Below are 23937 nucleotides of genomic sequence, written 5' to 3'. Positions count from 1 at the left end.
AAATAATCCATAGCAAATCGAATAATCCCCCATACATCATAGATGTGCCCACACTGTTTAATTGGCCAGCATCAACATACCGTTATATCTGCGATCCGCCACATCAACCGGTATTGATTATGGGCCAGATGTCCGGGCCCCTTACTGATATATCAACCACTCAAAACCGCGCACTGACGCCGACGTTATACATAAACTGTTCGCCGCTGCTCAGGCCGCCGGTCTGCGAAACGGTGGCGAACGCGGCCACCTGATCGGTCAGCGGCATGTTCGCTCCCAGGGTCACATCCAGCCAGTTTTTATCCTGATTGGCGCTGTCGCGGGTAAAAGAGGTCTGGGTGGACTTCAGGCCGCCGCCGGCCCGATAGACATCATCGCCAAACTGATGCTGATAACTCACCTCGGCGTACGGGTTAAACAGGCCGAAATTGCTGTCTAACCGCCAGCCCAGCGCACCAATCTGCGAATGGTAGGTCTGGTCGTTAAACCTCATGGCGGTGCTGTCGTTGCCGTCCTCGCTGTAACCGGAGACGTTACTGTAATCCCAGGCGAACTGCGCCATCGGCCCGGTGGTCAGGTAGGAGGTCACGGGGAAGTCATAACCGGCGGTGACCCTTGCGCCCCACTGTTTACCGTCGGTGCTGCCGGTTTCGGTGCGGGTTAACGACCCTAGCTGCATGCTGCGGCGAATATCATCGTAATCCATTGTCGCGTAATGCAGATCGGCGTTCACCCAACCGTGCTCAAACACGTCCAGGGCGGTAAAGGCCGAGAACAGCAGGCCACGCGCCTTATAGTCGTAGCGGCTGGAAGGCTGCTGATCGTCATTGGAACCGGAAATCAGCGCCCCAATTAACCAGCCGTCGGTCAACTGGTAATCCACCCCGACCGTCAGATTATGGGTGGTGGCGTTGCCGTCACCTGCCGCCAGATTGGCTGAATAGTCATAGTGTTGTCCGGCATAACCGCCGAACACGCCCAGCGCCCCTTGCGGATTGCCGCCATTGCGCAACTGTTGGAAACGGCTGTCGAGGGTAGCGCGGCTGTCACGCGCCATGGCCGCCGTCGCCTGATTCAGCGCCACCACCTGCGCCGGGCCGTCCAGCACCGCCTGAATGTAATCGGCGATCAGTTGATGTGCCTGCGGGCTGGGGTGGAAATGATCGGCAAACAGATAGGATTGGCTGCTGTCAAAACCCGGCATGGCGGAGCTGCACACAGCTGAAGAAACGCCCGGCGGGCAGGCCATACCGGCGGTATTGGTAAAGCCAAACTGCGCCGGATTGGCAATCGCCTCGCTAAACAGTTTGTTGACATCAACCCGAACGATATTGCCGCTGCCCAGTGCCAGCAGGCGGTCTTCGTTCTGGTTATAAAAATCGGTCAGTTGCCCGGCCTGAGCACTCAGGCTGTCAAAGGCGGCAATCAGCTGTGCGGCAATCGCCTGCTGCACCTGCGGGATGGTACTGCCCTGCGCCGCAGCGGCCGTCAGCGCCTGGTGGATGGCCTGAGTTCGCGAGTCATTGTCCGGGGTCGCCAGCGAATTCAGGGTGGCGTAGGCCGCCTGCACTGCCGCGTTTTGCACCGGCGTCAGCGCCTGTTGGATAATCAGCTCCATCAGCTGCGGCGTAGAGCCAATATTCGGCACCGTCGGGACAATCACCGTTCCGGCACCGGCATTTAACAACGAGTGAACCTGCGCTGCAGCGGCGGCCGCACTGTTGTAGGCCACACCCGGCGCAGTCGTCGGATTTAACGCCGCCGCCGCCAGGTCGTTGCCACCAATCCAGTGAATATACAGCCCATCACCATCGGCCCGGCCATTGACCCGGTTGAGGTAGCTCTGCACCTGATCCTGAGTGTTATCCGCCGGGTTAAGCGCCGGTACCGCCACGCCACCGCCCGCGGCATAGTTGTCACCGCCGTTATCCGATGCCACCAGCGCGGCACCAATACGTTGCGCCAGCACTTCGTCGTATAACAGATGTTTATTGCTGTCGTAGGTAAAGCGGCCATTGTTGCCGGTGTCGCTCAGACTGTCGCCGAAGACATAGAGTTGGTCGTAGGCCAGCGCTGAGGTCGTCATACTGCATAATATTGCCACTGCAAGCACCGCCGGGCGGGGCATACGAGTTATTTTTAGAGGCATGAACAGACTCCTGAGAGCCAAGCAAATGAAGGAAAATACATTTTTATCATTGGCCTTTTTGGCTACCGGCCATCTAGTAAATATTGCTGGCTTTTTCGCCACGTCAAGCCGGTCGTTGATAAAACAATCAGGGGCTTGCCAAGTTCGCAACTTCGGGCGATGCTTACTGTAAATAAACACAGCACAAGGACAGTCAGTATGATCAACGAACGTTGCGGTTGGGTGACGGCAGATCCGTTATATCTCGAGTATCACGACAAGGAATGGGGCGCACCGACGACCGATGCGCGTGAACTGTTCGAAATGCTGTGTCTGGAAGGGCAACAGGCCGGACTGTCCTGGATCACCGTGCTAAAGAAACGTGAAAACTACCGTCGTGCCTTCCACAACTTCGATCCACAGCGGGTGGCGGCCATCAGCGAACAAGAGGTGGAAACCTTGCTGCAGGACAGCGGCATTATCCGCCACCGGGGCAAAATCGAGGCCATCATTGCCAACGCCAGGGCCTATCTGGCGATGGAAGCAGCCGGTGAAGACTTCGTCAGCTTTATCTGGACCTTTGTCGACGGCAAGCCACTGCTCAACCGTTGGCAACAATTGAGCGAAGTACCGGCGAAAACCGAACGCTCGGACGCCATGTCCAAGGCGCTGAAAAAGCGCGGCTTCAAATTTATCGGATCCACCACCTGTTATGCCTTTATGCAGGCCAGCGGGCTGGTGAACGATCATCTGACCGGATGCCTCTGCTACCCAAAGCCGTAGCGATCCACCCTTGCGGCCCGGCCGATCTGCCGCGGCTGATGGCCCTGTGGTTGCCCAGCACCATCGCCGCCCATCCGTTCGTGAAGGAAAGCTACTGGCGGGAAAGCGCAACGCTGGTACGGGAAAACTACCTGCCGCGAGCGCACAGTTGGGCGTATTGGCATGAGGGGGAGATCGTCGGCTTCATTAGCGTGTTGGATCAGCGCTTCATTGGCGCGCTGTTTGTTGAACAGGCGTTTCACGGTCGCGGCGTCGGACAGGCGCTGATGGCGCACGTACAACAACGCTATCCCCAGCTGAGCCTGGAAGTGTATCAGGAGAATCTGCGCGCCTGCGCGTTCTACCATAAGCAGGGTTTCCAGGTAACACAGCGCCTGTTAAATGAAGAAACTCAAGCCCATACGTTGCTCATGAACTGGGCCGCCAGCGTTTGATTCTTGTCACTTCTGGCTAAAAACAGCGCACTCCGCACCGGGGTGCGTTCAATTCAGAATCCGCTGCATGGTATTCCCCTCCGTTTTACCGGATAACAAGCGCAGCCCGTGAGCCGCTTATAATTTGTCACGTTTTTTTCCGGAACTGCCGGAGGAGATACGCGTCATAGTAGCGCCGCAACCTGGCGTGCCAGGCGGCCAACGGTTTTTTTAGCGTCCCCGAGATTGGACTGACGCACACAGACTCTGATGCCACAAAGGAAAAAACATGAATAAACGCATTGCGATTATTGCCGGCGCGGTGAGCATTGCGCTCACGCTGTCAGCCTGTACCACCAACCCGTACACCGGGGAATCTGAAGCCGGAAAATCCGGCATTGGCGCAGGGATCGGCGCGGCATTGGGCGCAGGCGTCGGCATGCTGTCCTCGTCGAAAAAAGACCGCGGCAAAGGCGCACTGATTGGTGCCGCTGCCGGTGCAGCACTGGGCGGCGGTGCCGGTTATTACATGGACGTGCAGGAAGCCAAACTGCGCGACAAAATGAAAGGTACCGGCGTTAGCGTGACCCGTCAGGGTGACAATATCGTGCTGAACATGCCAAATAACGTCACCTTCGACAGCAGCAGCGCTACCCTGAAACCGGCGGGTGCCAATACCCTGACCGGCGTGGCCATGGTGTTGAAGGAATACCCGAAAACGGCGGTTAACATCATCGGCTACACCGACAGCACCGGTTCCCGAGCGCTGAACATGACCCTGTCGCAGCAACGTGCCGACGGCGTGGGTAGCGCGCTGATCACCCAGGGTGTGGCGGCCAACCGCGTCCGCACCTCAGGTGCCGGTCCGGACAACCCAATCGCCTCCAACAGCACCACGGAAGGCAAGGCGCAAAACCGCCGCGTTGAAATCACCCTCAGCCCGCTGCAGTAATCCCGTGCGGGGCGCTCTGCCCCGCCACTTCCTGTCCCCCGCCGCTCCGCCATTGGGCATTCCGGCTCTGCGCCGGGTGTGTTAGTCTCCTTGGCAATTAACCACAGGGGAGATCGGCTGTGAGCAGTGTTAAGGCAATTCGCGCCTCGGGGCGGGCCACCATCAGCGATGTGGCGAAAACCGCCAAGACGGGTAAAACCAGCGTATCGCGCTATCTCAATGGTGAGCAGCACCTGCTTTCTGACGATCTCAAACAGCGCATCGAACAGGCGATCCACCAGCTCGACTATCGGCCCAGCCAGATGGCACGCAGCCTGAAGGGCGGCCAAACGCGGCTGATTGGCCTGATCATCGCCGACATCACCAATCCCTACTCGGTGGACGTAATGCGCGGTATCGAAGCGGCCTGCCGCCAACACGGTTTTACCCTGCTGGTGTGTAATACCAATAACGAGGTCAATCAGGAACAGCACTACCTGCAATTGCTTAGCAGTTACCGGGTAGAGGGCATCGTGGTCAATGCCGTCGGTATGCGCGAAGAGGCGCTGTCGACCCTGCAACAATCGATGCTGCCGATGGTGCTTATTGACCGCAAAATCTCTGATTTCGCCTGCGATGTGGTGGGCCTCAACAATCACGAAGCGGCCACCGTCGCCACGGAACACCTGCTGCAACAGGGTTTCGAAGCCATTTTGTTTCTCAGCGAGCCAATCGGCACGGTCAATACCCGCCTGGAAAGGCTGCACGCCTTTAACCAGACCATAGCGCAACATGCCGGACTGTTGGCTGAACAGGCCGAAACTCCGCTTAACGACGTTAAGCAGCTGGAAGGCGTGATCCGCGACTTTAACGCTCGCCATCGCGGTATGCGCAAGGCGGTGATTTCCGCTAATGGTGCCCTGACGCTGCAGGTGGCACGCGCCATGCGCCGGCTGGGTATCCAGTGGGGCAGCGATATCGGCCTGCTGGGCTTTGACGAACTGGAATGGGCCGAACTGGCTGGGGTGGGTATCACTACCCTGAAACAGCCCACCTATCAAATGGGCCATGCCGCGCTGGAGCAACTGGTGCAACGCATTCAGGGCCTGAATACCCCCATCAGCGAACAGATGTTCCCCGGTGAACTGATCGTGCGCGGCTCCACCACCCGATAATCTCTCCCCTTTCCCGCAGGGGCGCGAGCTGTGCGCCCCTTACATCGCATCATTCAGACTATTTTTTGCTCAGGTTCGTGACTGCGATCATATTTTTACACTCTGTCGCTTTTGTCTGGAACCGGTACCATTTAACTTGTGGTTAACAGTATCGGTGGGACTGACACCACCTCAGGAGCAAAAATGACCAGAGAAATTATCATAGTGACCGGCGCCTATGGCACCGATACCGTCCAGCAGCTCGGTGGCCAGGCCGCTTTACTGCCGATCATCGCCGGTGCAGGTGCCGACGGCGTAGAAATTCGCCGCGAACTGTTTTCTGCTCAGGAGCTACAGGCCCTGCCGGCTCTGGCTCAGGCCATCGAACAGCAGCAACTGTTTGCCGTTTATTCCGCACCTGAAGCCCTGTTTACCCCGCAGCACACGCTGAACCCAAATCTGCCTGCACTGCTGGCGGAAGCCCAGACGTTGAATGCGCGCCAGTTAAAATTATCCCTGGGCCATTACCAGCCGGGCTTCGATTTTACCGAACTGAAAGTGGCACTGGAGCAGCATCCGGTCAACCTGGTGGTGGAAAATGACCAGACCCCGGACTGCGGCATTCTGTCACTGCTGAACGCCTTTTTCCACGCGGCGGAAGATAACCGTCTGCCGGTCAGCATGACTTTCGATATGGCCAACTGGCACTGGGTCGGGCAAGACGCCTTCGCCGCTGCCGAGCGCCTGGCCCGCCACGTCAGCTACGTTCACGTTAAAGCCGCCACTCATAGCCTGAAAGGCTGGCGTGCCGTGGCGCTGGACGACAGTGACGGTAAATGGCGTGAGTTGCTAACCCGTCTGCCGCAGGATGTTCCACGTGGCATTGAATTCCCATTACAGGGTGACAGTCTGGAAGACGTAACCCGCTACTACGTTAACCTGTTACGCGCGGAGTAAAACATCATGACAACGCTGACAGCCGCGCATAGCGCACCATTGGACGTCGTCACCCTGGGTGAAGCCATGGCCATGTTCGTGGCAAGCCAAACCGGCGATATGGCGGAAGTGGAAACCTTCACCAAACGCATTGCCGGTGCCGAACTGAACGTGGCGATCGGTCTGGCACGTCTGGGCCTGAACGTCGGCTGGGTCAGCCGCGTCGGCAATGACAGTTTCGGCCGCTTCGCCCTGCAACAATTGAAAAAAGAAGGCATTAACGCCCAGCAGGTAACGGTAGACGGCAATTATCCGACCGGTTTTCAGATCAAATCTAAAACCACGGATGGTACCGATCCCAAGGTAGAGTATTTCCGCAAAGGCTCGGCGGCCAGTCATCTTTCAGTGGACGATTTCAACCGCGAATACTTCGGTTCCGCTCGCCATCTGCACCTGAGCGGCGTAGCGGCGGCCCTGTCCGGTCAGTCGCTGGCGCTGTGTCACCATGCCGCACGTGAGATGCGTGCGATGGGCAAAACCATTTCGTTCGACCCTAATTTGCGTCCGGTGCTGTGGTCCAGCCAACAGGTGATGATCGAACAGCTCAATAAGCTGGCATTTGCCGCCGACTGGGTGCTGCCGGGGCTGAAAGAAGGGCAAACCCTCACCGGCCAATCAACGCCGGAAGGCATTGCCGATTTTTACCTGGAGCGCGGCGTACAGGCGGTGATTATCAAAACCGGCCCGGACGGCGCCTGGTTTAAAACCGCCGCCGGCGACCAGGCGGCCGTAGCCGCCATTAAAGTCGACAACGTAGTGGACACCGTGGGGGCAGGCGACGGTTTTGCGGTCGGCACCCTTAGCGCCCTGCTGGAAGGCAAAACGCTGAAACAGGCGGTTCAACGCGGTAACAAAATCGGCTCGCTGGCGATCCAGGCCATCGGCGACAGCGAAGGCTTGCCGACCCGCGCAGCACTGGCTGAATAAATATAACAAACATAATCGGTTAACCGACTTCTCCACATGACGTGTACCTCTGGCCCTACAACCAGGACGCGTTGAGAGAACACTGAGGAATCTGAACATGAACAAAGCGACTATCGCGGCTAAACGCTGGTGGTACATCATGCCCATCGTGTTTATCACCTACAGCCTGGCCTATCTCGACCGCGCCAACTTCAGCTTTGCTTCGGCCGCCGGCATTAATGACGATCTGGGCATCACCAAGGGCATGTCCTCGCTGCTGGGCGCGCTGTTTTTCCTCGGCTATTTCTTTTTCCAGATCCCCGGCGCTATCTATGCCGAACGCCGCAGCGTTAAAAAACTGATTTTCTGGTGCCTGATCCTGTGGGGGGCCTGCGCCTCGCTGACCGGCATGGTCAGTAATATCCCCATGCTGGCCGCTATCCGCTTTATCCTCGGCGTGGTGGAAGCCGCGGTCATGCCGGCGATGCTGATTTACATCAGCAACTGGTTCACCAAATCAGAACGCTCACGCGCCAATACCTTCCTGATCCTCGGCAACCCGGTCACGGTGCTGTGGATGTCGGTGGTTTCCGGCTACCTGATCCACGCCTACGGCTGGCGTGAAATGTTCATCTTTGAAGGCATTCCGGCGGTGATCTGGGCCTTCTGCTGGTGGGTGCTGGCCAAAGATAAACCCGCCCAGGCCAAATGGCTGAGCGACGGCGAAAAACTGGCGTTGCAGCAGCAGCTGGAAGAAGAACAAAAAGGCATTAAAGCGGTGCGTAACTACGGTGAAGCCTTCCGTTCACGCAACGTTATTCTGCTGTGCGCACAGTACTTTGCCTGGAGTATTGGCGTGTATGGCTTCGTGCTGTGGTTGCCTTCCATCCTGCGCAGCGGCATGCAGATGGGTATGGTGGAAGCCGGCTGGCTGTCGGCGGTGCCTTACCTGGCGGCGACTATCGCCATGATCCTGGTGTCCTGGGCCTCCGACAAAATGCAAAACCGTAAGCTGTTCGTCTGGCCGCTGTTGCTGATTGGCGCGCTGGCTTTCTTCGGCTCTTACGCCGTCGGCGCCAACCATTTCTGGGTCTCTTACACCCTGTTGGTGATTGCCGGTGCCGCCATGTATGCCCCTTATGGGCCTTTCTTCGCCATCATTCCTGAAATGCTGCCGAAAAACGTTGCCGGTGGCGCTATGGCACTGATCAACAGCATGGGTGCGCTGGGTTCCTTCTTCGGCTCGTGGTTTGTCGGTTACCTGAACGGCGCAACCGGTAGCCCGGCGGCTTCTTATATGTTTATGGCCATTGCCCTGCTGGCGGCGGTGGTGCTGACGCTGGTCGTCAAACCCGCTCGCAACGAGGCTCAGCCACAACTGGCCTGATCTACCTGAATGACCGGGGTGACGGGCGCAGCGCCCTTCACCCTTTTTGCTTTATGTTATGTTGGATCCCCAACGTCCTAATCGTTAGCTTGCTGGAGTTCGTGATGAAGCCTTCTATCGTTTTATACAAAAACATACCCGCCGACCTGCGTGAACGACTGGAACAGCACTTCACCGTGCACGCCTTCGACGGCCTGACCCCGGATAACCACGATGAGCTGCGCCAGGCGTTGCAACAGGCGGAAGGGATCATCGGTTCCGGCGGTAAAATTGATGAGGCTTTCCTGCAGCAGGCACCAAAACTGCGTGCGGCCTCAACCATTTCCGTCGGTTACGACAATTTCGACGTCGACGCGCTTAATGCCCATAACGTGCTGCTGATGCATACCCCTACCGTGCTGACCGAAACCGTCGCCGATACCATCATGAGTCTGGTGCTGGCGACAGCGCGCCGGGTGGTGGAAGTGGCCGAACGGGTAAAGGCCGGCGAGTGGCAGGGCAGCATTGGGGCCGACTGGTTTGGCGTCGATGTGCACCATAAAACCATCGGCATTCTCGGGATGGGCCGAATTGGCCTGGCGCTGGCGCAACGTGCGCACTTCGGCTTCGGCATGCCGGTGTTGTATAACGCCCGCCGCACGCACGAAGAAGCCGAGCAACGTTTTAACGCCCGCCGCTGTGACCTGGATACGCTATTGGCTGAATCCGATTTCATCTGCATTACGCTGCCGCTGACGGATGAAACCTTCCATATGATCAGCCGTGACCAACTGGCGAAAATGAAAAAGAGCGGCATCCTGATCAACGCCGGTCGTGGCCCGGTGGTGGATGAAGCGGCACTGATAGAAGCGCTGCAGAACGGGACCATCCATGCCGCCGGGCTGGACGTGTTCGAAAAAGAACCGCTGCCGGTGTCTTCTCCGCTGCTGACGCTGCCAAACGTAGTGGCACTGCCGCATATCGGTTCTGCGACCCATGAGACCCGCTATGGCATGGCCGAATGTGCCGTCGACAACCTGATTGCCGCCCTGACCGGCACGGTCAAAGAAAACTGTGTTAATCCACAACTGCTGAAGAAATAGTCATGAAGGGCGGCGCCCGCCGCCCATTTCGTTCCATCCCTCTCCCCCCGCCATCTCCTCCCGGAAAATTATCTGTTGGGATGAGGCTATTTTTTTATCGTTGGTCACACTGGGCATTACCCTACAAGAAAAACGCTTCCTGCCACGCGTAAGGAGAGCCATGAAACGCCTGACCCTTCCCCTGTTGATGCTGCTGTCACCGGCGGCAATGGCGAGCTGGACGCTGCAAAGCTTCCCGACCTTTGACGAGTCCGCCAGCGGCTTGTTCACCAGCCACGCCACGTTGGCCAAGGGCGAACTGCCGCTGAAGATTTACCAGAACCAACAGTGCTGGCAGCCGACCACGGCGGCCAAACTGAATCAAGCCCTGTCACTGCAACCTTGCGGCGATAACCCACCGGTTAACTGGCGGTTGTTCCGCGCAGGCGAATATCAGGTGCGCATCGACACCCGCAGCGGTACACCAACGTTGCAGCTCAGCCTGAAAACCGCACCGGAAATCGCCGCCTCTGCGGTAGCGCGCACCTGCCCACGCTGGGACGGCTTGCCGGTCACTCTTGACGTGGCGGCGACCTTTGCCGAAGGTGAAACGGTACGTGATTTCTATTCTGGCCAAACGACCAGGGTCAGCCAGGGCAAAGTCACCCTGCAACCGGCCGCAGGCAGCGGGGGATTACTGTTGCTGGAGTCGGCAAGCAGCGAGAAAGCCGCGCCGTTCAACTGGCACAACGCCACGGTCTACTTCGCCCTCACCGATCGCTTTGAAAACGGTAACCCGGCCAACGACCACAGCTACGGCCGCCGCAGCGACGGCATGCAGGAGATAGGCACCTTCCACGGCGGTGATTTGGCCGGCCTGACGCAAAAGCTCGATTATCTGCAACAGCTCGGCGTCAATGCGCTGTGGATCAGTTCGCCGCTGGAGCAAATCCACGGCTGGGTTGGCGGCGGCACCAAGGGCGACTTCCCGCATTATGCCTATCACGGATACTACGCGCTGGACTGGACCCGGCTCGATGCCAATATGGGCAGCGAGCAAGATCTGCGCACGCTGGTCGAGCAAGCGCACCAGCGTGGTATCCGCATTCTGTTTGACGTGGTGGTGAATCACGTCGGTTACGCCACGCTGGCGGATATGCAGACCTTCCAGTTCGGCTCGCTGTATCTGAAAGGTGCAGAGATCGAAAAAACACTGGGTAAAAACTGGGGCGACTGGCGGCCGGGCACAGGACAAAACTGGCACAGCTTCAACGATTACATCAACTTCAGCGATAAGGCCGGTTGGGACGCCTGGTGGGGTAAAAACTGGATCCGCACCGATATCGGCGACTACGATCCACCGGGCTATGACGACCTCACCATGTCGCTGGCCTTCCTCCCGGACATCAAAACTGAAGTGCCCGGCGCCAGCGGTCTGCCGCTGTTTTATCGCCATAAACCCGACAGCGCTGCGCACGAAATTCCCGGAGCGACTCCCCGCGACTACCTGACTACCTGGCTCAGCCAATGGGTACGCGATTACGGCATTGACGGCTTCCGCGTCGACACTGCCAAACACGTGGAGAAACCGACGCTGGCGCTGCTGAAACAGCGTGCCACGGCGGCGTTGGCCGAGTGGAAAGCCGCTCATCCGCAACAGGCACTGGATAACGCCCCATTCTGGATGACCGGTGAAGCCTGGGGCCATGGTGTGATGAAAAGTGACTATTACCAGAACGGCTTCGACGCGATGATCAATTTTGATTTCCAGGATCAGGCGTCGCAGGCGCTGAGCTGCTTCTCCAGCATCGACGCCACCTATCAACAGATGGCTGACAAGTTGCAGGATTTCAACGTGTTGAGCTACATCTCTTCGCACGATACCCGGCTGTTCTTTGCCAGTGATGCCAAAGGGTCGCTGGCGCTGCAGCAGCGTGCCGCCGACCTGCTGCTGCTGGCCCCCGGCGCGGTACAAATTTACTACGGTGATGAAAGTGGTCGTCAGCTTGGCCCGAGCGGTTCAGACCCGTTGCAGGGCACCCGTTCCGATATGAACTGGAGTGAGCTGCAGGGCGACAAAGCCCCACTGCTGGCGCACTGGCAGCAGCTGGGCCAATTCCGCGCTCGCCACCCGGCAATCGGTTCGGGTAAACAGCAGTCGCAACAAACGGCGCAATACTACGCCTTCAGCCGTCGGCTTGGCGACGATAAGGTGATGGTGGTGTGGGTCGGCGATCGGTCACAATAATTCAGCGCGATATGCTGGGAAATGGCCATCGGGCGAAGTTTACTCCCGGTGGCTGTTTTATGAACCGCATTGCGTCGGAAATTGACAGGCGGTATGGTGGGGAATTACCTGCTAAAAATAATACAGCTGCACCTATGACTTTTTCACTTTTCGGCGACAAATTTACCCGTTACGCGGGCATTACCCGTTTAATGGATGACCTGAACGAAGGCCTGCGCACCCCCGGTGCCATCATGCTCGGCGGCGGTAATCCGGCGCAAATTCCAGAGATGGAAAGCTACTTCAAACAGCTGTGTCAGGACATGCTCGACCAGGGCAAACTGACCGAGGCGCTGTGTAACTATGACGGCCCGCAGGGCAAAGACGCCCTGCTGAAAGCACTGGCCAAATTGCTGCGCGACGAGCTGGGCTGGCAGATCTCTCCACAGAATATTGCACTGACAAATGGCAGTCAGAGCGCGTTTTTCTACTTGTTTAACCTGTTTGCCGGCCGCTATGCCGACGGCAGCCGCCGCCGCGTACTGTTCCCGCTGGCGCCGGAATATATCGGCTATGCCGATGCCGGGTTGGACGAAGGGCTGTTTGTCTCGGCCAAACCCAACATCGAATTGCTGCCGGAAGGCCAGTTCAAGTATCACGTTGATTTCGAACACCTGAACATCGGCGATGATATCGGCATGATCTGCGTATCACGCCCGACCAACCCGACCGGCAACGTGATCACCGACGAAGAGCTGATGAAGCTCGACCGGTTGGCGCAGCAGCGCAATATTCCGCTGGTGATCGATAACGCCTATGGCGTGCCCTTCCCCGGCATTATCTTCAGCGACGCAACGCCGCTGTGGAACCCGAACATCATTCTGTGCATGAGCCTGTCGAAACTCGGCCTGCCCGGTTCGCGCTGCGGCATAGTGATCGCCGATGAAAAGACCATCAGCGCCCTGACCAACATGAACGGCATCATTAGCCTGTCACCGGGCAGCATGGGGCCGGCGATGGCAACGGAAATGATTGAACGCGGTGACCTGCTGCGCCTGTCCAACGAAGTGATCCGTCCGTTCTACAAACAGCGCGTCGAGCACACTATCGAGATCATTCGCCGCTACCTGTCACCAGAACGCTGCCTGATCCATAAACCGGAAGGGGCAATTTTCCTCTGGCTGTGGTTCAAGGATCTGCCGATTACCACTGAATTGCTGTACCAGCGCCTGAAAAAACGTGGCGTGCTGATGGTACCCGGCCACTATTTCTTCCCTGGGCTGGAGCATGAATGGCCGCATACCCATCAGTGCATGCGGATGAACTACGTGCCGGATCCGGAGAAAATTGAGCGTGGCGTGGCAATCCTGGCGGAAGAGATCGAACGCGCGCACCAGGAATAATGATCCTGCCTTGCTCGATTGATTGAAAATTAACCAGAAAAGATATATGATACGTATATCGTATATCTTTTTTCTCAGAAGGTTAATTATGGTCCGCATAGTGATTGATTTACCTGAAGAAGACCTGCGGCAACTCGACAATCTGAAGAACATTCGTCATGTCCCTCGAGCTGAGATCATCCGGCAGGCAGTCTCTCGTTATCTGGTGGTAAACCGGGTGGATGACCCAAGTAATGCTTTCGGATTATGGTCGGGTGTATTGGGTGACGGCGTCGATTATGAGAATCAGCTCCGCGAGGAGTGGGATTAATGACCGCTCAACTGGTGCTATTTGATACCAATATCCTGATCGATTATCTCAATGGCATTCCGCAGGCCAGGGAGGTACTCACCGAATACCATGCCCACCCGGCAATCAGCGCCATTACCTGGATGGAGGTCATGGTTGGAGCAAAAAAACAATCGTCAGCGCTCGAACTTAAAACCCGCCAATTTTTAGGGCAATTCTTGTTGCTGCCAATCACCGATGAGGTTGCAGAGCGAGCAGTTGAACTACGTCACTCACGAGGAATAAAACTACCCGATGCCATTATCTGGGCTACGGCGCAAATTGTTTTCAGAACGCTAATTTCACGTAATCCCAAAGACTTCGGCACCAGTAACGGTGTGCTGATGCCGTATCAACTTTGACGCACTATTGCCAGAGTCTTACATCGCCCAGAATAGTACCGCCAGCAACTGCGGCGACATGATGCGCAGGAACATCGCCAAAGGATAAACCGTGGCGTAAGACAGCGCGGCAGCGCCGCTGGTCGGGTGCAGGCCGTTAGCGAAGGCCAGCGCCGGCGGATCGGTCATTGACCCTGCCAGCATGCCAGACAGCGTCAGGTAGTTCATCTTGCCCACCATCCGCGCCAGTACGCCCACGCTAAACAGAGGGATCGCAGTAATCAGCGCGCCATAGCCAATCCATGCCAGCCCTTCGCCATTAATCAGCGTATCGACAAAGTTACCGCCCGACTTCAACCCGACCACCGCCAGAAACAGCACGATCCCCAGTTCACGCAACGCCAGATTGGCACTGGGCGGCATAAACCAGTACAGCTTGCCGATGCTGCCGATACGCCCAAGGATCAGCGCCGCCACCAGTGGGCCACCGGCCAGCCCCAGACGCAATGCCGCCGGGAAACCCGGTATAAACAGCGGGATGGATCCCAACAGCACGCCGAGGCCGATTCCGATAAACACCGGCAACATCTGCACCTGCTGCAACTTCTGTTGGGCGTTGCCGACAATCGCCGCCACCGCCTCGATAGATTCGGGCCGCCCCACCAGGTTGAGGATGTCACCAAATTGCAGCGTCACATTGCTGCCGGCCACCAGCTCGACCCCGGAACGGTTGAGTCGCGAGATCACCACGTCGTATTTCTGCTTCAGGTTCAGATCGCGGATTTTACTGCCCAGCACCTTCTCATTAGTCACCACTGCTCTCACCACCTGCAGCTCTGTACCGCGCGTTGACAGCGAGACGTCGACCTCTTCGCCAATCACCAGCCGGGCATTTTCCAGGCTTTCGCGCTTGCCCACCAGATGCAGATAATCGCCCAGTTCCAGCTTTTCAAGCGGTGCCGGCACCATCAGCAAATCGCCGCGTTTCAGGCGAGAACAGATGATGTCCTCGCCGTTCAGCAGCGGTACATTTTTGATAGCCATCCCCTGCAGATTCGGGTTACGCACCGCCACGTTCATGGTATGCAGCAGTTCGCGCTGGTTGCCCAGGCTGCTTTCAAACGCCTGCGCCTCTTGCTCGATATTAATGCGGAAAAACAGGCGTATCAGCCACATCACCAATAAAATGCCGCAGATGCCAAACGGATAAGCCATGGCGTAACCCATACCCATGCGATCGACCAGTGCCGGATCTGAACCCAAATCGGTAAGGATTTGCTGCCCAGCGCCGAGCGCCGGAGTATTGGTGACCGCCCCGGAGAACACGCCAAGAATAATCGGCAACGGCACGGCAAACAGCTTGTGAACCACCGCCGCGACCAACCCACCGACCAGCACCAGTAAAATGGCGAAGCCGTTGAGCCGTAGCCCGGACACCCGCAAGGAGGAGAAAAACCCCGGACCGACCTGAATACCAATGGTGTACACGAACAGGATCAGGCCGAATTCCTGGATGAAATGCAGCATGTCGCCATTAAGATTGAGCTGCCAGCTCTGGGCGAAATGCCCAACGATAATGCCGCCGAACAGCACTCCACCAATGCCCAGCCCCACCCCATAGATCTTCCAGTTACCCATCCACAGCCCGAGAACGGCCACCAACGCCAACATGCTGACGGTCAGGGCGATTTCGCTCATAGCTCACATCCTTGCCAAAAGTTTAACAACCGGCTTGCGGTTAAAGACTCACAATTAACAGGGATTTTGGCACAGGCAGAAAAGGGTGACTGTGGCTTGCGCCACAGAAAGCAAAGGGGGAAGCCCGTTAGGACTTCCCCCTGAAAATTTAACTGTTTCTCAGTCGGTTATTTGGCTTCCAGCCCTGGCGTAGTACCGATGGCGATCCGCTGTGGCTGCAGGGCTTCCGGTACCTGACGCACCAGATCGATATGCAGCAGGCCATTTTCAAACTGGGCCTCGGAAACCTGCAAATGCTCAGCCAGCGTGAAGGTCAGTGCGAACTCTTTGCACACCAACCCCTGATGCAGATATTCCACCTGTTTTTCCGACGGTGTCGGCTTACCGCGCACGGTCAGACGTGGGCCTTCGACTTCAATATCCAGTTCGCTTTGTTTGAAGCCGGCCAGCGCCAGAGAAATGCGGTAGTGGTTATCGTCGCTTTTCTCGATGTTGTATGGCGGGAACCCTTGCGGCTCCTGGCCACCCATTGAACTGGCCAATTTGTCAAAGCCGATCCACTGACGCAGTAGTGGGGATAAGTCGTAATTGCGCATAGTATTAACTCCTTCTATGAAGCGAGATGAGGTTTAATCGCCCCCTGACGGCAGGCAGTTAACTAACATTCATTGCACCAGCGGTTCATTTCGCCGATGAAATAAGAATTACTTAATTTCTATCCGGCGCGGTTTTAATGTTTCCGGCACGATGCGTTCCATATCGATATACAACAGGCCGTTTTCCAGTTTGGCGCCTTTAATTTGGATATGCTCGGCCAACTGGAATTTACGTTCAAAGTTACGTTCGGCAATACCTTGATATAAGTAGGTTCTTTCCGCCGGCTCATTATTATGAGCGCCACGTACAATCAACAGGTTATCCTGGGTGGTAATCTCGAGCTCTTGCTCGGCGAATCCTGCCACCGCGATCGCGATGCGGTAATGATTTTCATCCACCAGCTCAACGTTATAAGGAGGATAGCCGCCATTACCCTGGCTCTGGCCTGCCTCCAACGCATTAAACAAACGGTCAAAGCCAATCGCAGAACGGTAGAGTGGAGAAAGATCGAAATTACGCATAAAACAGCCTCCTAAGGCACTTCAGCGAGGTTTAATAATTAAGCCTTCCATCATGGACAGGCTAAATAATCAGAATTCCCTTACGGCGAATTCTTAATTTGCTTCTGATAAGAAAATGGGGGTGACTTTCACCATTTCAACCGGCGATGATCAAAAAAATGATAATCAGTGCAGCGAAAGTTTTTTTATCCCTTACAATAAACTGAGACGGCCGCCACAGAGCGGGCTCTTGCTCCTTTTAAAACATCCACAAGATGTTATAGATCAGCAGATTTTGGGGAACAGCACCCTGCAGGATGGAATAATGAAAACGATAAGAGTCATAGCAACCAGTTGCATGCTGTTAGCGACCAACGGCTGCTCCAGCGTAATGAGTCACACCGGCCCGAATCAGGGCTACTATCCGGGTACCCGTGCCAGCATGAACGTGCTGAGGGACGACAATACCAGTTGGGCAATGATGCCACTGGTGGCGCTGGATCTGCCATTCTCGGCGGTGATGGACACGGTGTTACTGCCTTACGACTATATGCGCTCCGGCAGTGACGGTACCGCAGACTCGCCGAGAGCGCGCATCTTGCGTGGCGAAGAGCAGAATCTGGCCGCCAGCGGCGATCCAGCCCATGCGGCGGCTGCCACCCCACAGTAAAAAAACCTGATGCGGGCTGTTCGCCCGCCGTTGCTCATACCTCGGCCACAAAAATCTGGCTGAACCCGTCGATCTCACGCATAAACGCCACTTTACTGCCGTCCGGAGAGAACACAATAGCGTCCCCCGAAGGCGGTAGCGCAGTACGCTGCGTCAAACGCTGCATCCGCCCGCTGGCTACCTCACATAACATCAGGCTGTTATCACACACCAGCGCGATACGACCGCCCTGCGGATGCCAACTGAACGCCGATTGAATCCCCTGTTCACCCTGCGTGACCTGACGCGGGTCACCGCCGTTGGGTGAGACCACCCACAGCTGTACCACGCCCGCGTCATCCTTCATCAGGCAGGCAATCATACTGCCGTCGGGTGAACTGCGCAGCCAGTGGCGGGGAGTGGTCGCCACACCAGGGAAACGTCGCTGGCCAGTAAAGGTCAGCCGACGTTGGCGTACCCCCAGCGGGGGGGCAGGTATTTGGGTCGGGGTACCCTGCAACGGCCGGGCACCGGCTTTGGCGTAATCGGCATCATCCTGCGGCAGATCAACGATAAACACCTCAGGCAGCTTTTCACCGCTGCTGGAAATCGTATCGCCGATAAACGCCAGCGCCCAGCGCTGTTGCCGCCCATCAGGCCGGGTATAACCGCCTTGGCCAACCCAGCCCTCTTCATAAGCGCGATTAATTTGGTCACTGCCCGGCTGCGGTTGTGGCGTGGTCTCGCTGACCAATACGCAGTAATGGCTGCCGTCATATTCACGCGGATGCTGCTTGGGAGGGTTCACGCCCTGTAATGGCACGGCTACGCCCACGTTGCGCAGATCCAGCGCCGGGTCCAGCTCATGCATCACATGGTCATTATAGGTAAAGCTCAGGCGACTGCCGTCCGGACTAAAAACGTGCACGTGAGTGCCGCCGCGTAGTGCGCCGGGAGTATAGGGCGCGGTGATGTCCATCGCATCGAGGGTAATGGCCAGTTCGCGATCCGGTTCGCTGACAATCACCCCACGACGATGGTGAAAATCGTAATGCCAAACGCTATCTGGGTGCTCCGGGCCGTGGATAAAAGCATACCGGGCCGGTGCGTCCGGGCTGACGGTCACCACGCCCACATGAGCACCGTGCTGGGCACGGTACACCACTTCCACCACGCCGCTGTCGACGTTCACCCGTTCAATACTCAGGCCGGTGAAAGAGGCGCCGCTCGGGCGTACGTCGTAAGCCAGCCACTGGCTGTCCGGCGTCCAGACGTTAATATTGGTTAACTGATGCCCACGTGGATCAAAAGTCAGCTGTTTTTCCCGATGGCTCATGGCGGCTCCCCTGCGCATGCTGGCACTGAGCCGCCATCTTACCGGATCAGCCAACGCGTTTCACATCACCCACCAACAACAGATACGACAACGCGCCGAGTAGTGCCACCACGGCGATATAAATCAGTGAGGGAGCAAAACCATAATCCTGCGCCAGATAACCCACCACCAAGGGTACTGTGATCCCCCCCAGCCCGCCGACAAAGTTAAACACCCCACCGGTCAAGCCAATCAACCGGGTCGGTGCCAGCGATGACACCAGCGACCAGGTAATGGAGGCGAAACCGTTGCCAAAGAACGCCAGCGCCATCAACACCATAATCCACAGCGGATCGTTGGTGTAATTGGCCCCCATGATGCAGGTAGAGAGCAGCAATCCGCAGATGATAGGCGTTTTACGCGCAAAACCGATGGAACGGCCGCTGCGAAGCAAGCGATCGGCAACAAAACCGGATAACAACACGCCGCAGAACGCCGCCAGGAAGGGCACCGTGGTCATAAAACCGGCGGTCAGTGCGGCAATGTGCTTTTCCTGCGTCAGATAATTCGGGAACCAGGTGAGGAAGAACCACAGCGTTGAGGTAATAGCGAACTGGCCGAGATACACCCCCACCAGCTTGCGGTGAAACACCAGTTTCCAGTCGGCAGCGGTGAGCGCTACGCGGCTTTTCTTTTCCGACGCGACGTCGCCATCCACCATGCCGCCACCGTCCTGAATATATTTCAGCTCGGCGTCGTTCACCCCTTTGCTGTTGCGCGGCGACTGATAAACACGCTGCCACACCAACGCCCAGACGATGCCGACACCGCCGGTGATGATGAACACCCAGTGCCAACTGAGGATCTCTTGTACCCAGATCAATAGCGGCGTCAAAAACGCCAGCCCGACAAACTGACCGGAAGTATAGAACCCCACCGCCGAAGCCCGCTCCTGCTCGGGGAACCAACTGGTGACGATGCGATTATTGGTGGGAAATGCCGGCGCTTCAAACAACCCGGTCACCGCACGCAGGCCAATCAGTGATACCAGACCACTGGCGAACCCCTGCAGCAACGTCGCAATTGACCAGCCCATAATGGCAATAAAATAGGTCAGTTTTGAGCCGACGCGATCCAGAAACCAACCGCCAGGGATCTGGCACAGGGTATAGGTCCAGGCAAAAGCAGAGAAAATATAGCCCATCTGCGCCTTGCTGATGCCAAACTCCTGTTGAATATGCGCTGAAGCCACCGCCAGATTGGCACGGTCGACATAGCAGATCACCACGGTGACAAATATCATGAATAACGTTAAATAGCGGCGTTTACTTTTTGGTGCTGAGGTTAAGGTTATTTCCATTATTTTTATTCCGTTATTTTTCGGATTTTAAGACGGAAGAGAAGTAGGGGATCCCCTTCCGGGTTAACAGAATTATTTAATTCAATTGATGGTGTTTTTAATTTAGGACTACTTTATTTAGCCTTAACGCTATCGGCTATTACCCTGTACATCGTCAATCCATGACTGGGGTCAGTGCGTGCAGGTAATAACGCTGCGGTTTGAAAGATGACGGCTAATTACCACTCGGCGACTGCGCCGTCCGGATAGCGCCACACGGGATTACGCCAGTCCGTCGCTTGTTTACTGCGCTCGATCACCAGCTCTTCGTTAATTTCCACCCCGAGGCCCGGTTTAGTCAGTGGGTAGAAGTGGCCGTCGGTCATTTTGAAATCGTCTTTATTCACTACGTAGTCCAGCAGTTCGGCCCCCTGATTGTAGTGAATGCCCATGCTCTGCTCCTGGAACACCGCGTTACGCGCCACAAAGTCCACATGCAGACAGGCAGCCAGCGCAATCGGCCCCAGTGGGCAATGCGGAGCCAGCGCCACATCATAGGTCTCCGCCATGGCGGCAATCTTGAAGCATTCGGTGATGCCACCGGCATGAGACAGATCAGGCTGAATAATCGCCAGGCCGCCATCTGCCAGCACCCGTTTGAAATCAAAACGTGAATACATACGTTCACCGGCGGCAATCGGGATATGCGTCTGCGCCGCCAGGCGCGGATAGTACTCTGCCTGTTCCGCCAGCACCGGCTCTTCAATAAACAGCGGACGGTACGGCTCCAGCTCTTTGATCAGGATTTTTGCCATCGGCGCATCGACACGACCATGGAAATCCAGACCGAACTCGATACGGTTACCAAAGGCTTCGCGGATCTGCGCCACCACCGCCACCGCAGCATCCACCTTGCGCGCACTGTCGATAATGCCCATCTCTTCGCAACCGTTCAGTTTAAAGGTATCGAAGCCGATTTCCGTCAGCTTGTTGATGCCGGCAATCACGTCAGAAGGACGATCGCCGCCCACCCAGCTATACGCCTTGATTTTGTCACGCACCAAACCGCCCAATAGCTGATAAACCGGTACGCCCAGCGCCTTGCCTTTGATATCCCACAGCGCCTGATCAATACCGGCGATCGCACTCATCAGGATCGGGCCGCCGCGATAGAAACCGCCGCGGTAGAGGGTTTGCCAGATATCGTTAATCCGCGCCGGATCCTGGCCGACCACATATTCCGACAGCTCGTGCACCGCCGCCTCCACGCTGCGTGCGCGCCCTTCAATCACCGGTTCACCCCAACCGACGATGCCTTCATCGGTTTCAATCTTCAGGAACATCCAGCGCGGCGGTAGCCGATAGGTGGTCATTTTGGTTATTTTCATTGAGTGGCTTCCTTATAGGCCCGAACGAAAGCGGCAGCCTGCTGAGCGGTGCGTTCCACCGATTGGCCGGCGCGATAGAGATCGCCCCCCAACCCGGCACCCACGCAGCCTGCGGCCAGATACAGATGCAAGTTTTCCGGCGTGATGCCGCCGACGGCAAAAACAGGGATCTGAGGCGGCAGCACCGCTTTCAGCGCCTTGATATAGTCCGGGCCAAAGGAGACCGAGGGGAAAATCTTCAATGCCTGAGCCCCGGCCTCCAGTGCGTTGAATGCTTCTGACGCGGTGGCGCAACCGGCGCAAACCGTCATGCCCAGCGCCACGGCCCTGCGGATCACCGCCGGTTGGGTATTGGGAGTCACCACCAGTTGCCCCCCCAGCGCGGCCAACTCTTCCACCTGCGCAGGTTGCAGCACGGTGCCGGCACCAATCAGGGCGCGATCGCCGAATTTCTTCACCGTATCACCGATGCTTTGCTGCCAGTCCGGCGAGTTCATCGGTATTTCAATCGCATCGAACCCCGCCTCAAGCAAGGTTTGTACGTGATCAGCCACCTCCTGCGGCGTAATGCCGCGCAGGATGGCGATCAGCGGCAGTTCAGTATTCCAGCTCATGCACAATGCTCCTTATTCCCGATTGGAAAGCCCGATCGCCATCCAGGATCTGGTGGCGTATCCCGGCCATAGTCAGTGCCTGGGCATAACGCTCGCCAAGCTGCGGGTTGCCGATCACCGTTAATGCGGCATCCGGCGGCAGCGGGTATTCACGCTGCATCTGCGCCACCTCGTTGCCGATCAACAAGCCGGAAAGCCAGTCGCTGACGGCGCTTTTTTCCAGTTTGCCAAGCACGTGAGCGGCGCGGGTTTCAAATAAACGTCGCACGATGTGGCTTTCATTCATGCCGACTTCCAATCCGTTGATAAACGCCTGTGGATTAGGCCGTTGTTCACTTAGCCCCACGCCGATCAACGAATGGCTGAGCAGCAAATGATGCAATTCGCCCGTCATCACCGTGCGGAAATCCGCCAGGGTGTCGCCCTCCATGCGCACCCATTTGCTGTGGGTACCGGGCATGATATAAACCGCCGCCGGCTGTTCGGCATAGGCGCCAATCAACTGGGTTTCTTCACCACGCATGACGTTGTAGTTATCTTCACGTTCGATACAGATGCCCGGAATAACCCAGGCCCGGTAAGGTAAAGCCTGCTCTATCGCCGTTAACTGTTGGGCAACTTCGGTCAGGCGGGTTGGGCAATGCAGATAAGGCACCTGCAGCCAGCCGGCATTGCTGCCGACCATCCCAGCCATCACCACCGGCAGCGGCTCAGCCCACCGCGCCATCAGCTCGCTGAAAACCTGCTGCGGCGTGCGGCCATCAAGGCGGGTAACACCAGCCTGCGACTGCAGGCTATCGACACAGACGCCCTGTTCGTAACGCCAGGCGCGCAGGTTGGTGGAACCCCAGTCAATCGCGATAAAGCTGTCACTCATGTTATGTCCTTTAGGCGTTTGGTTGAGCTGGCGATCATTGCCAGTGCCGCCTGCTCTGCGGCATCCGGATCCTGATGACGGATCGCGTCATACAATTCCTGATGCTCGCGCAGAGTTCGTGGCATATTGTCCTCATCCGACATGTAGGTGCGCTCAAATACCGCGCGCTGCAGCGAGCTAATCGCCACGCTAAGTTGCTGCAAAACCGGGTTGTGTACCGCCGCCAGCACCGCTTCGTGATAGCGGATGTCGGCCTCATTAAAACGTTCGCGATCCTGGTGATGGATTTTCATATCGTTCAGCGCCGCTTCGATCACCGCAAGTTCGCTGGAGGTGGCTCGCTCCGCCGCCCAGCGAGCAATCGTTGGCTCCACCAGGTTACGAACCTCACTCATCGAGGCGATCAGCCGTGGATCATAATCCTGCGCCAGCACCCAGTTCAGGACGTCGGTATCCAGATAATTCCACTGGCTGCGTAGCGTTACGAATGCGCCACGATAACGCTTCACCTCCACCAACCGCTTGGACATCAGCGCACGCAAGACTTCGCGGATGATATTGCGCGAAGTTTCAAACTCTTCGCACAGTTCCGTTTCTGCGGGTAATGCCGCCCCCGGAATATACTTACCGCCGACGATCTGCTGGCCCATCTCAATAATGATGCGGTCGGTTTTACCGATCTGCTGCTTGTTCATGATTTCTCCGTGGCGTTCGCCATGCTGTGATAACGGATTTACTTTACCCGCGTCTCCCATTGGCGTCCTGCGGTTGCAGCACAATCTTGATAACTTCCCTAAACAACCACTGCCTTATTGTAGTACCTATATATTTGGTTGTACTACAATTAAGATCACAAAACAGACAACAAGTTTGCGTGACGTACCAAAACAGACCACCGTTGT

23 protein-coding genes are annotated in these 23937 nt (G+C 56.8%); 13 read left to right on the top strand and 10 right to left on the bottom strand.

Annotation, left to right across the window (positions count from 1 at the left end; all coding sequences use genetic code 11):
- Nucleotides 1–160: 160 nt before the first annotated feature.
- Nucleotides 161–2149, bottom strand: coding sequence for an autotransporter outer membrane beta-barrel domain-containing protein (locus tag M2406_RS22070; RefSeq protein WP_115183489.1), 1989 nt, complete (start codon nucleotides 2147–2149; stop codon nucleotides 161–163).
- A 198-nt stretch (nucleotides 2150–2347) separates the two neighbouring features.
- On the opposite strand from M2406_RS22070, the gene M2406_RS22065 reads away from it, so the two are divergent.
- From M2406_RS22065 to M2406_RS22010, 12 genes are all read left to right on the top strand, one after another.
- Nucleotides 2348–2911 (top strand): DNA-3-methyladenine glycosylase I, encoded by a 564-nt coding sequence (locus M2406_RS22065; protein WP_012004537.1) that lies wholly within the window; start codon nucleotides 2348–2350, stop codon nucleotides 2909–2911.
- A complete protein-coding gene (locus M2406_RS22060) occupies nucleotides 2887–3345 on the top strand; it encodes an N-acetyltransferase (RefSeq protein ID WP_012004536.1) in 459 nt (152 codons plus the stop codon). Before M2406_RS22065 ends, M2406_RS22060 begins: the two co-directional genes overlap by 25 nt.
- A 268-nt stretch (nucleotides 3346–3613) precedes the next feature.
- Nucleotides 3614–4276: an OmpA family lipoprotein gene (locus M2406_RS22055; protein ID WP_012004535.1), complete on the top strand. Its 663-nt coding sequence runs from the start codon at nucleotides 3614–3616 to the stop codon at nucleotides 4274–4276.
- Nucleotides 4277–4413: 137 nt separating this feature from the next.
- Entirely contained in the window at nucleotides 4414–5430 is a 1017-nt protein-coding gene (locus M2406_RS22050) for a LacI family DNA-binding transcriptional regulator (protein WP_259191466.1), read from the top strand.
- 183 nt (nucleotides 5431–5613) lie between these two features.
- Complete coding sequence (locus tag M2406_RS22045) at nucleotides 5614–6366, top strand: sugar phosphate isomerase/epimerase (RefSeq protein ID WP_012004533.1); 753 nt, start codon at nucleotides 5614–5616, stop codon at nucleotides 6364–6366.
- A 6-nt stretch (nucleotides 6367–6372) separates the two neighbouring features.
- Nucleotides 6373–7332 (top strand): sugar kinase, encoded by a 960-nt coding sequence (locus M2406_RS22040; protein ID WP_259191384.1) that lies wholly within the window; start codon nucleotides 6373–6375, stop codon nucleotides 7330–7332.
- Nucleotides 7333–7429: 97 nt separating this feature from the next.
- Nucleotides 7430–8698: an MFS transporter gene (locus tag M2406_RS22035; RefSeq protein ID WP_012004531.1), complete on the top strand. Its 1269-nt coding sequence runs from the start codon at nucleotides 7430–7432 to the stop codon at nucleotides 8696–8698.
- 104 nt (nucleotides 8699–8802) lie between these two features.
- Nucleotides 8803–9780 (top strand): glyoxylate/hydroxypyruvate reductase GhrB, encoded by a 978-nt coding sequence (gene ghrB, locus M2406_RS22030; protein ID WP_218217369.1) that lies wholly within the window; start codon nucleotides 8803–8805, stop codon nucleotides 9778–9780.
- A 160-nt stretch (nucleotides 9781–9940) separates the two neighbouring features.
- Nucleotides 9941–12007, top strand: coding sequence for an alpha-amylase (locus tag M2406_RS22025; protein WP_259191382.1), 2067 nt, complete (start codon nucleotides 9941–9943; stop codon nucleotides 12005–12007).
- 134 nt (nucleotides 12008–12141) lie between these two features.
- A complete protein-coding gene (locus M2406_RS22020; RefSeq protein WP_041418423.1) occupies nucleotides 12142–13389 on the top strand; it encodes a valine--pyruvate transaminase in 1248 nt (415 codons plus the stop codon).
- Between the two features lie 88 nt (nucleotides 13390–13477).
- Entirely contained in the window at nucleotides 13478–13699 is a 222-nt protein-coding gene (locus tag M2406_RS22015; protein WP_259191381.1) for a ribbon-helix-helix domain-containing protein, read from the top strand.
- The gene (locus M2406_RS22010; RefSeq protein ID WP_259191378.1) at nucleotides 13699–14079 is read left to right on the top strand and encodes a type II toxin-antitoxin system VapC family toxin; all 381 of its coding nucleotides are present in this window, start codon (nucleotides 13699–13701) and stop codon (nucleotides 14077–14079) included. Before M2406_RS22015 ends, M2406_RS22010 begins: the two co-directional genes overlap by 1 nt.
- A gap of 18 nt (nucleotides 14080–14097) precedes the next feature.
- Here the strand turns inward: M2406_RS22010 and M2406_RS22005 are convergent, their stop codons facing one another.
- From M2406_RS22005 to ibpA, 3 genes are all read right to left on the bottom strand, one after another.
- Nucleotides 14098–15756: a putative transporter gene (locus M2406_RS22005; RefSeq protein ID WP_112363463.1), complete on the bottom strand. Its 1659-nt coding sequence runs from the start codon at nucleotides 15754–15756 to the stop codon at nucleotides 14098–14100.
- Between the two features lie 167 nt (nucleotides 15757–15923).
- Complete coding sequence (gene ibpB, locus M2406_RS22000; RefSeq protein WP_012004522.1) at nucleotides 15924–16352, bottom strand: small heat shock chaperone IbpB; 429 nt, start codon at nucleotides 16350–16352, stop codon at nucleotides 15924–15926.
- Nucleotides 16353–16460: 108 nt separating this feature from the next.
- Nucleotides 16461–16874, bottom strand: a complete 414-nt coding sequence (gene ibpA, locus M2406_RS21995; RefSeq protein WP_004950577.1) for a small heat shock chaperone IbpA — start codon at nucleotides 16872–16874, stop codon at nucleotides 16461–16463.
- Between the two features lie 304 nt (nucleotides 16875–17178).
- On the opposite strand from ibpA, the gene M2406_RS21990 reads away from it, so the two are divergent.
- A complete protein-coding gene (locus M2406_RS21990; protein ID WP_012004521.1) occupies nucleotides 17179–17523 on the top strand; it encodes a YceK/YidQ family lipoprotein in 345 nt (114 codons plus the stop codon).
- A 34-nt stretch (nucleotides 17524–17557) separates the two neighbouring features.
- On the opposite strand, the gene M2406_RS21985 is transcribed toward M2406_RS21990, so the two are convergent.
- The 6 genes from M2406_RS21985 to M2406_RS21960 all read right to left on the bottom strand — a co-directional run bounded on the left by M2406_RS21985 (nucleotide 17558) and on the right by M2406_RS21960 (nucleotide 23730).
- Entirely contained in the window at nucleotides 17558–18838 is a 1281-nt protein-coding gene (locus M2406_RS21985) for a DUF3748 domain-containing protein (protein WP_259191374.1), read from the bottom strand.
- Nucleotides 18839–18884: 46 nt separating this feature from the next.
- The gene (locus tag M2406_RS21980; protein ID WP_259191373.1) at nucleotides 18885–20177 is read right to left on the bottom strand and encodes an MFS transporter; all 1293 of its coding nucleotides are present in this window, start codon (nucleotides 20175–20177) and stop codon (nucleotides 18885–18887) included.
- A 218-nt stretch (nucleotides 20178–20395) separates the two neighbouring features.
- Entirely contained in the window at nucleotides 20396–21544 is a 1149-nt protein-coding gene (dgoD, locus tag M2406_RS21975) for a galactonate dehydratase (RefSeq protein WP_012004518.1), read from the bottom strand.
- Entirely contained in the window at nucleotides 21541–22158 is a 618-nt protein-coding gene (locus M2406_RS21970; RefSeq protein ID WP_012004517.1) for a 2-dehydro-3-deoxy-6-phosphogalactonate aldolase, read from the bottom strand. The genes dgoD and M2406_RS21970 overlap by 4 nt, the downstream gene beginning before the upstream one ends.
- Nucleotides 22142–23035: a 2-dehydro-3-deoxygalactonokinase gene (locus M2406_RS21965; RefSeq protein ID WP_259191372.1), complete on the bottom strand. Its 894-nt coding sequence runs from the start codon at nucleotides 23033–23035 to the stop codon at nucleotides 22142–22144. Before M2406_RS21965 ends, M2406_RS21970 begins: the two co-directional genes overlap by 17 nt.
- Nucleotides 23032–23730 (bottom strand): FadR/GntR family transcriptional regulator, encoded by a 699-nt coding sequence (locus M2406_RS21960; RefSeq protein WP_259191371.1) that lies wholly within the window; start codon nucleotides 23728–23730, stop codon nucleotides 23032–23034. Before M2406_RS21960 ends, M2406_RS21965 begins: the two co-directional genes overlap by 4 nt.
- Nucleotides 23731–23937: the final 207 nt, after the last annotated feature.

The sequence above is a fragment of the Serratia sp. BIGb0163 genome, from assembly GCF_024809935.1.
GTDB classification, from domain to species: domain Bacteria; phylum Pseudomonadota; class Gammaproteobacteria; order Enterobacterales; family Enterobacteriaceae; genus Serratia; species Serratia quinivorans.
The sequence above is the reverse complement of the archived record's forward strand: the minus strand, read 5'-3'. Positions and strand labels throughout refer to the sequence as shown.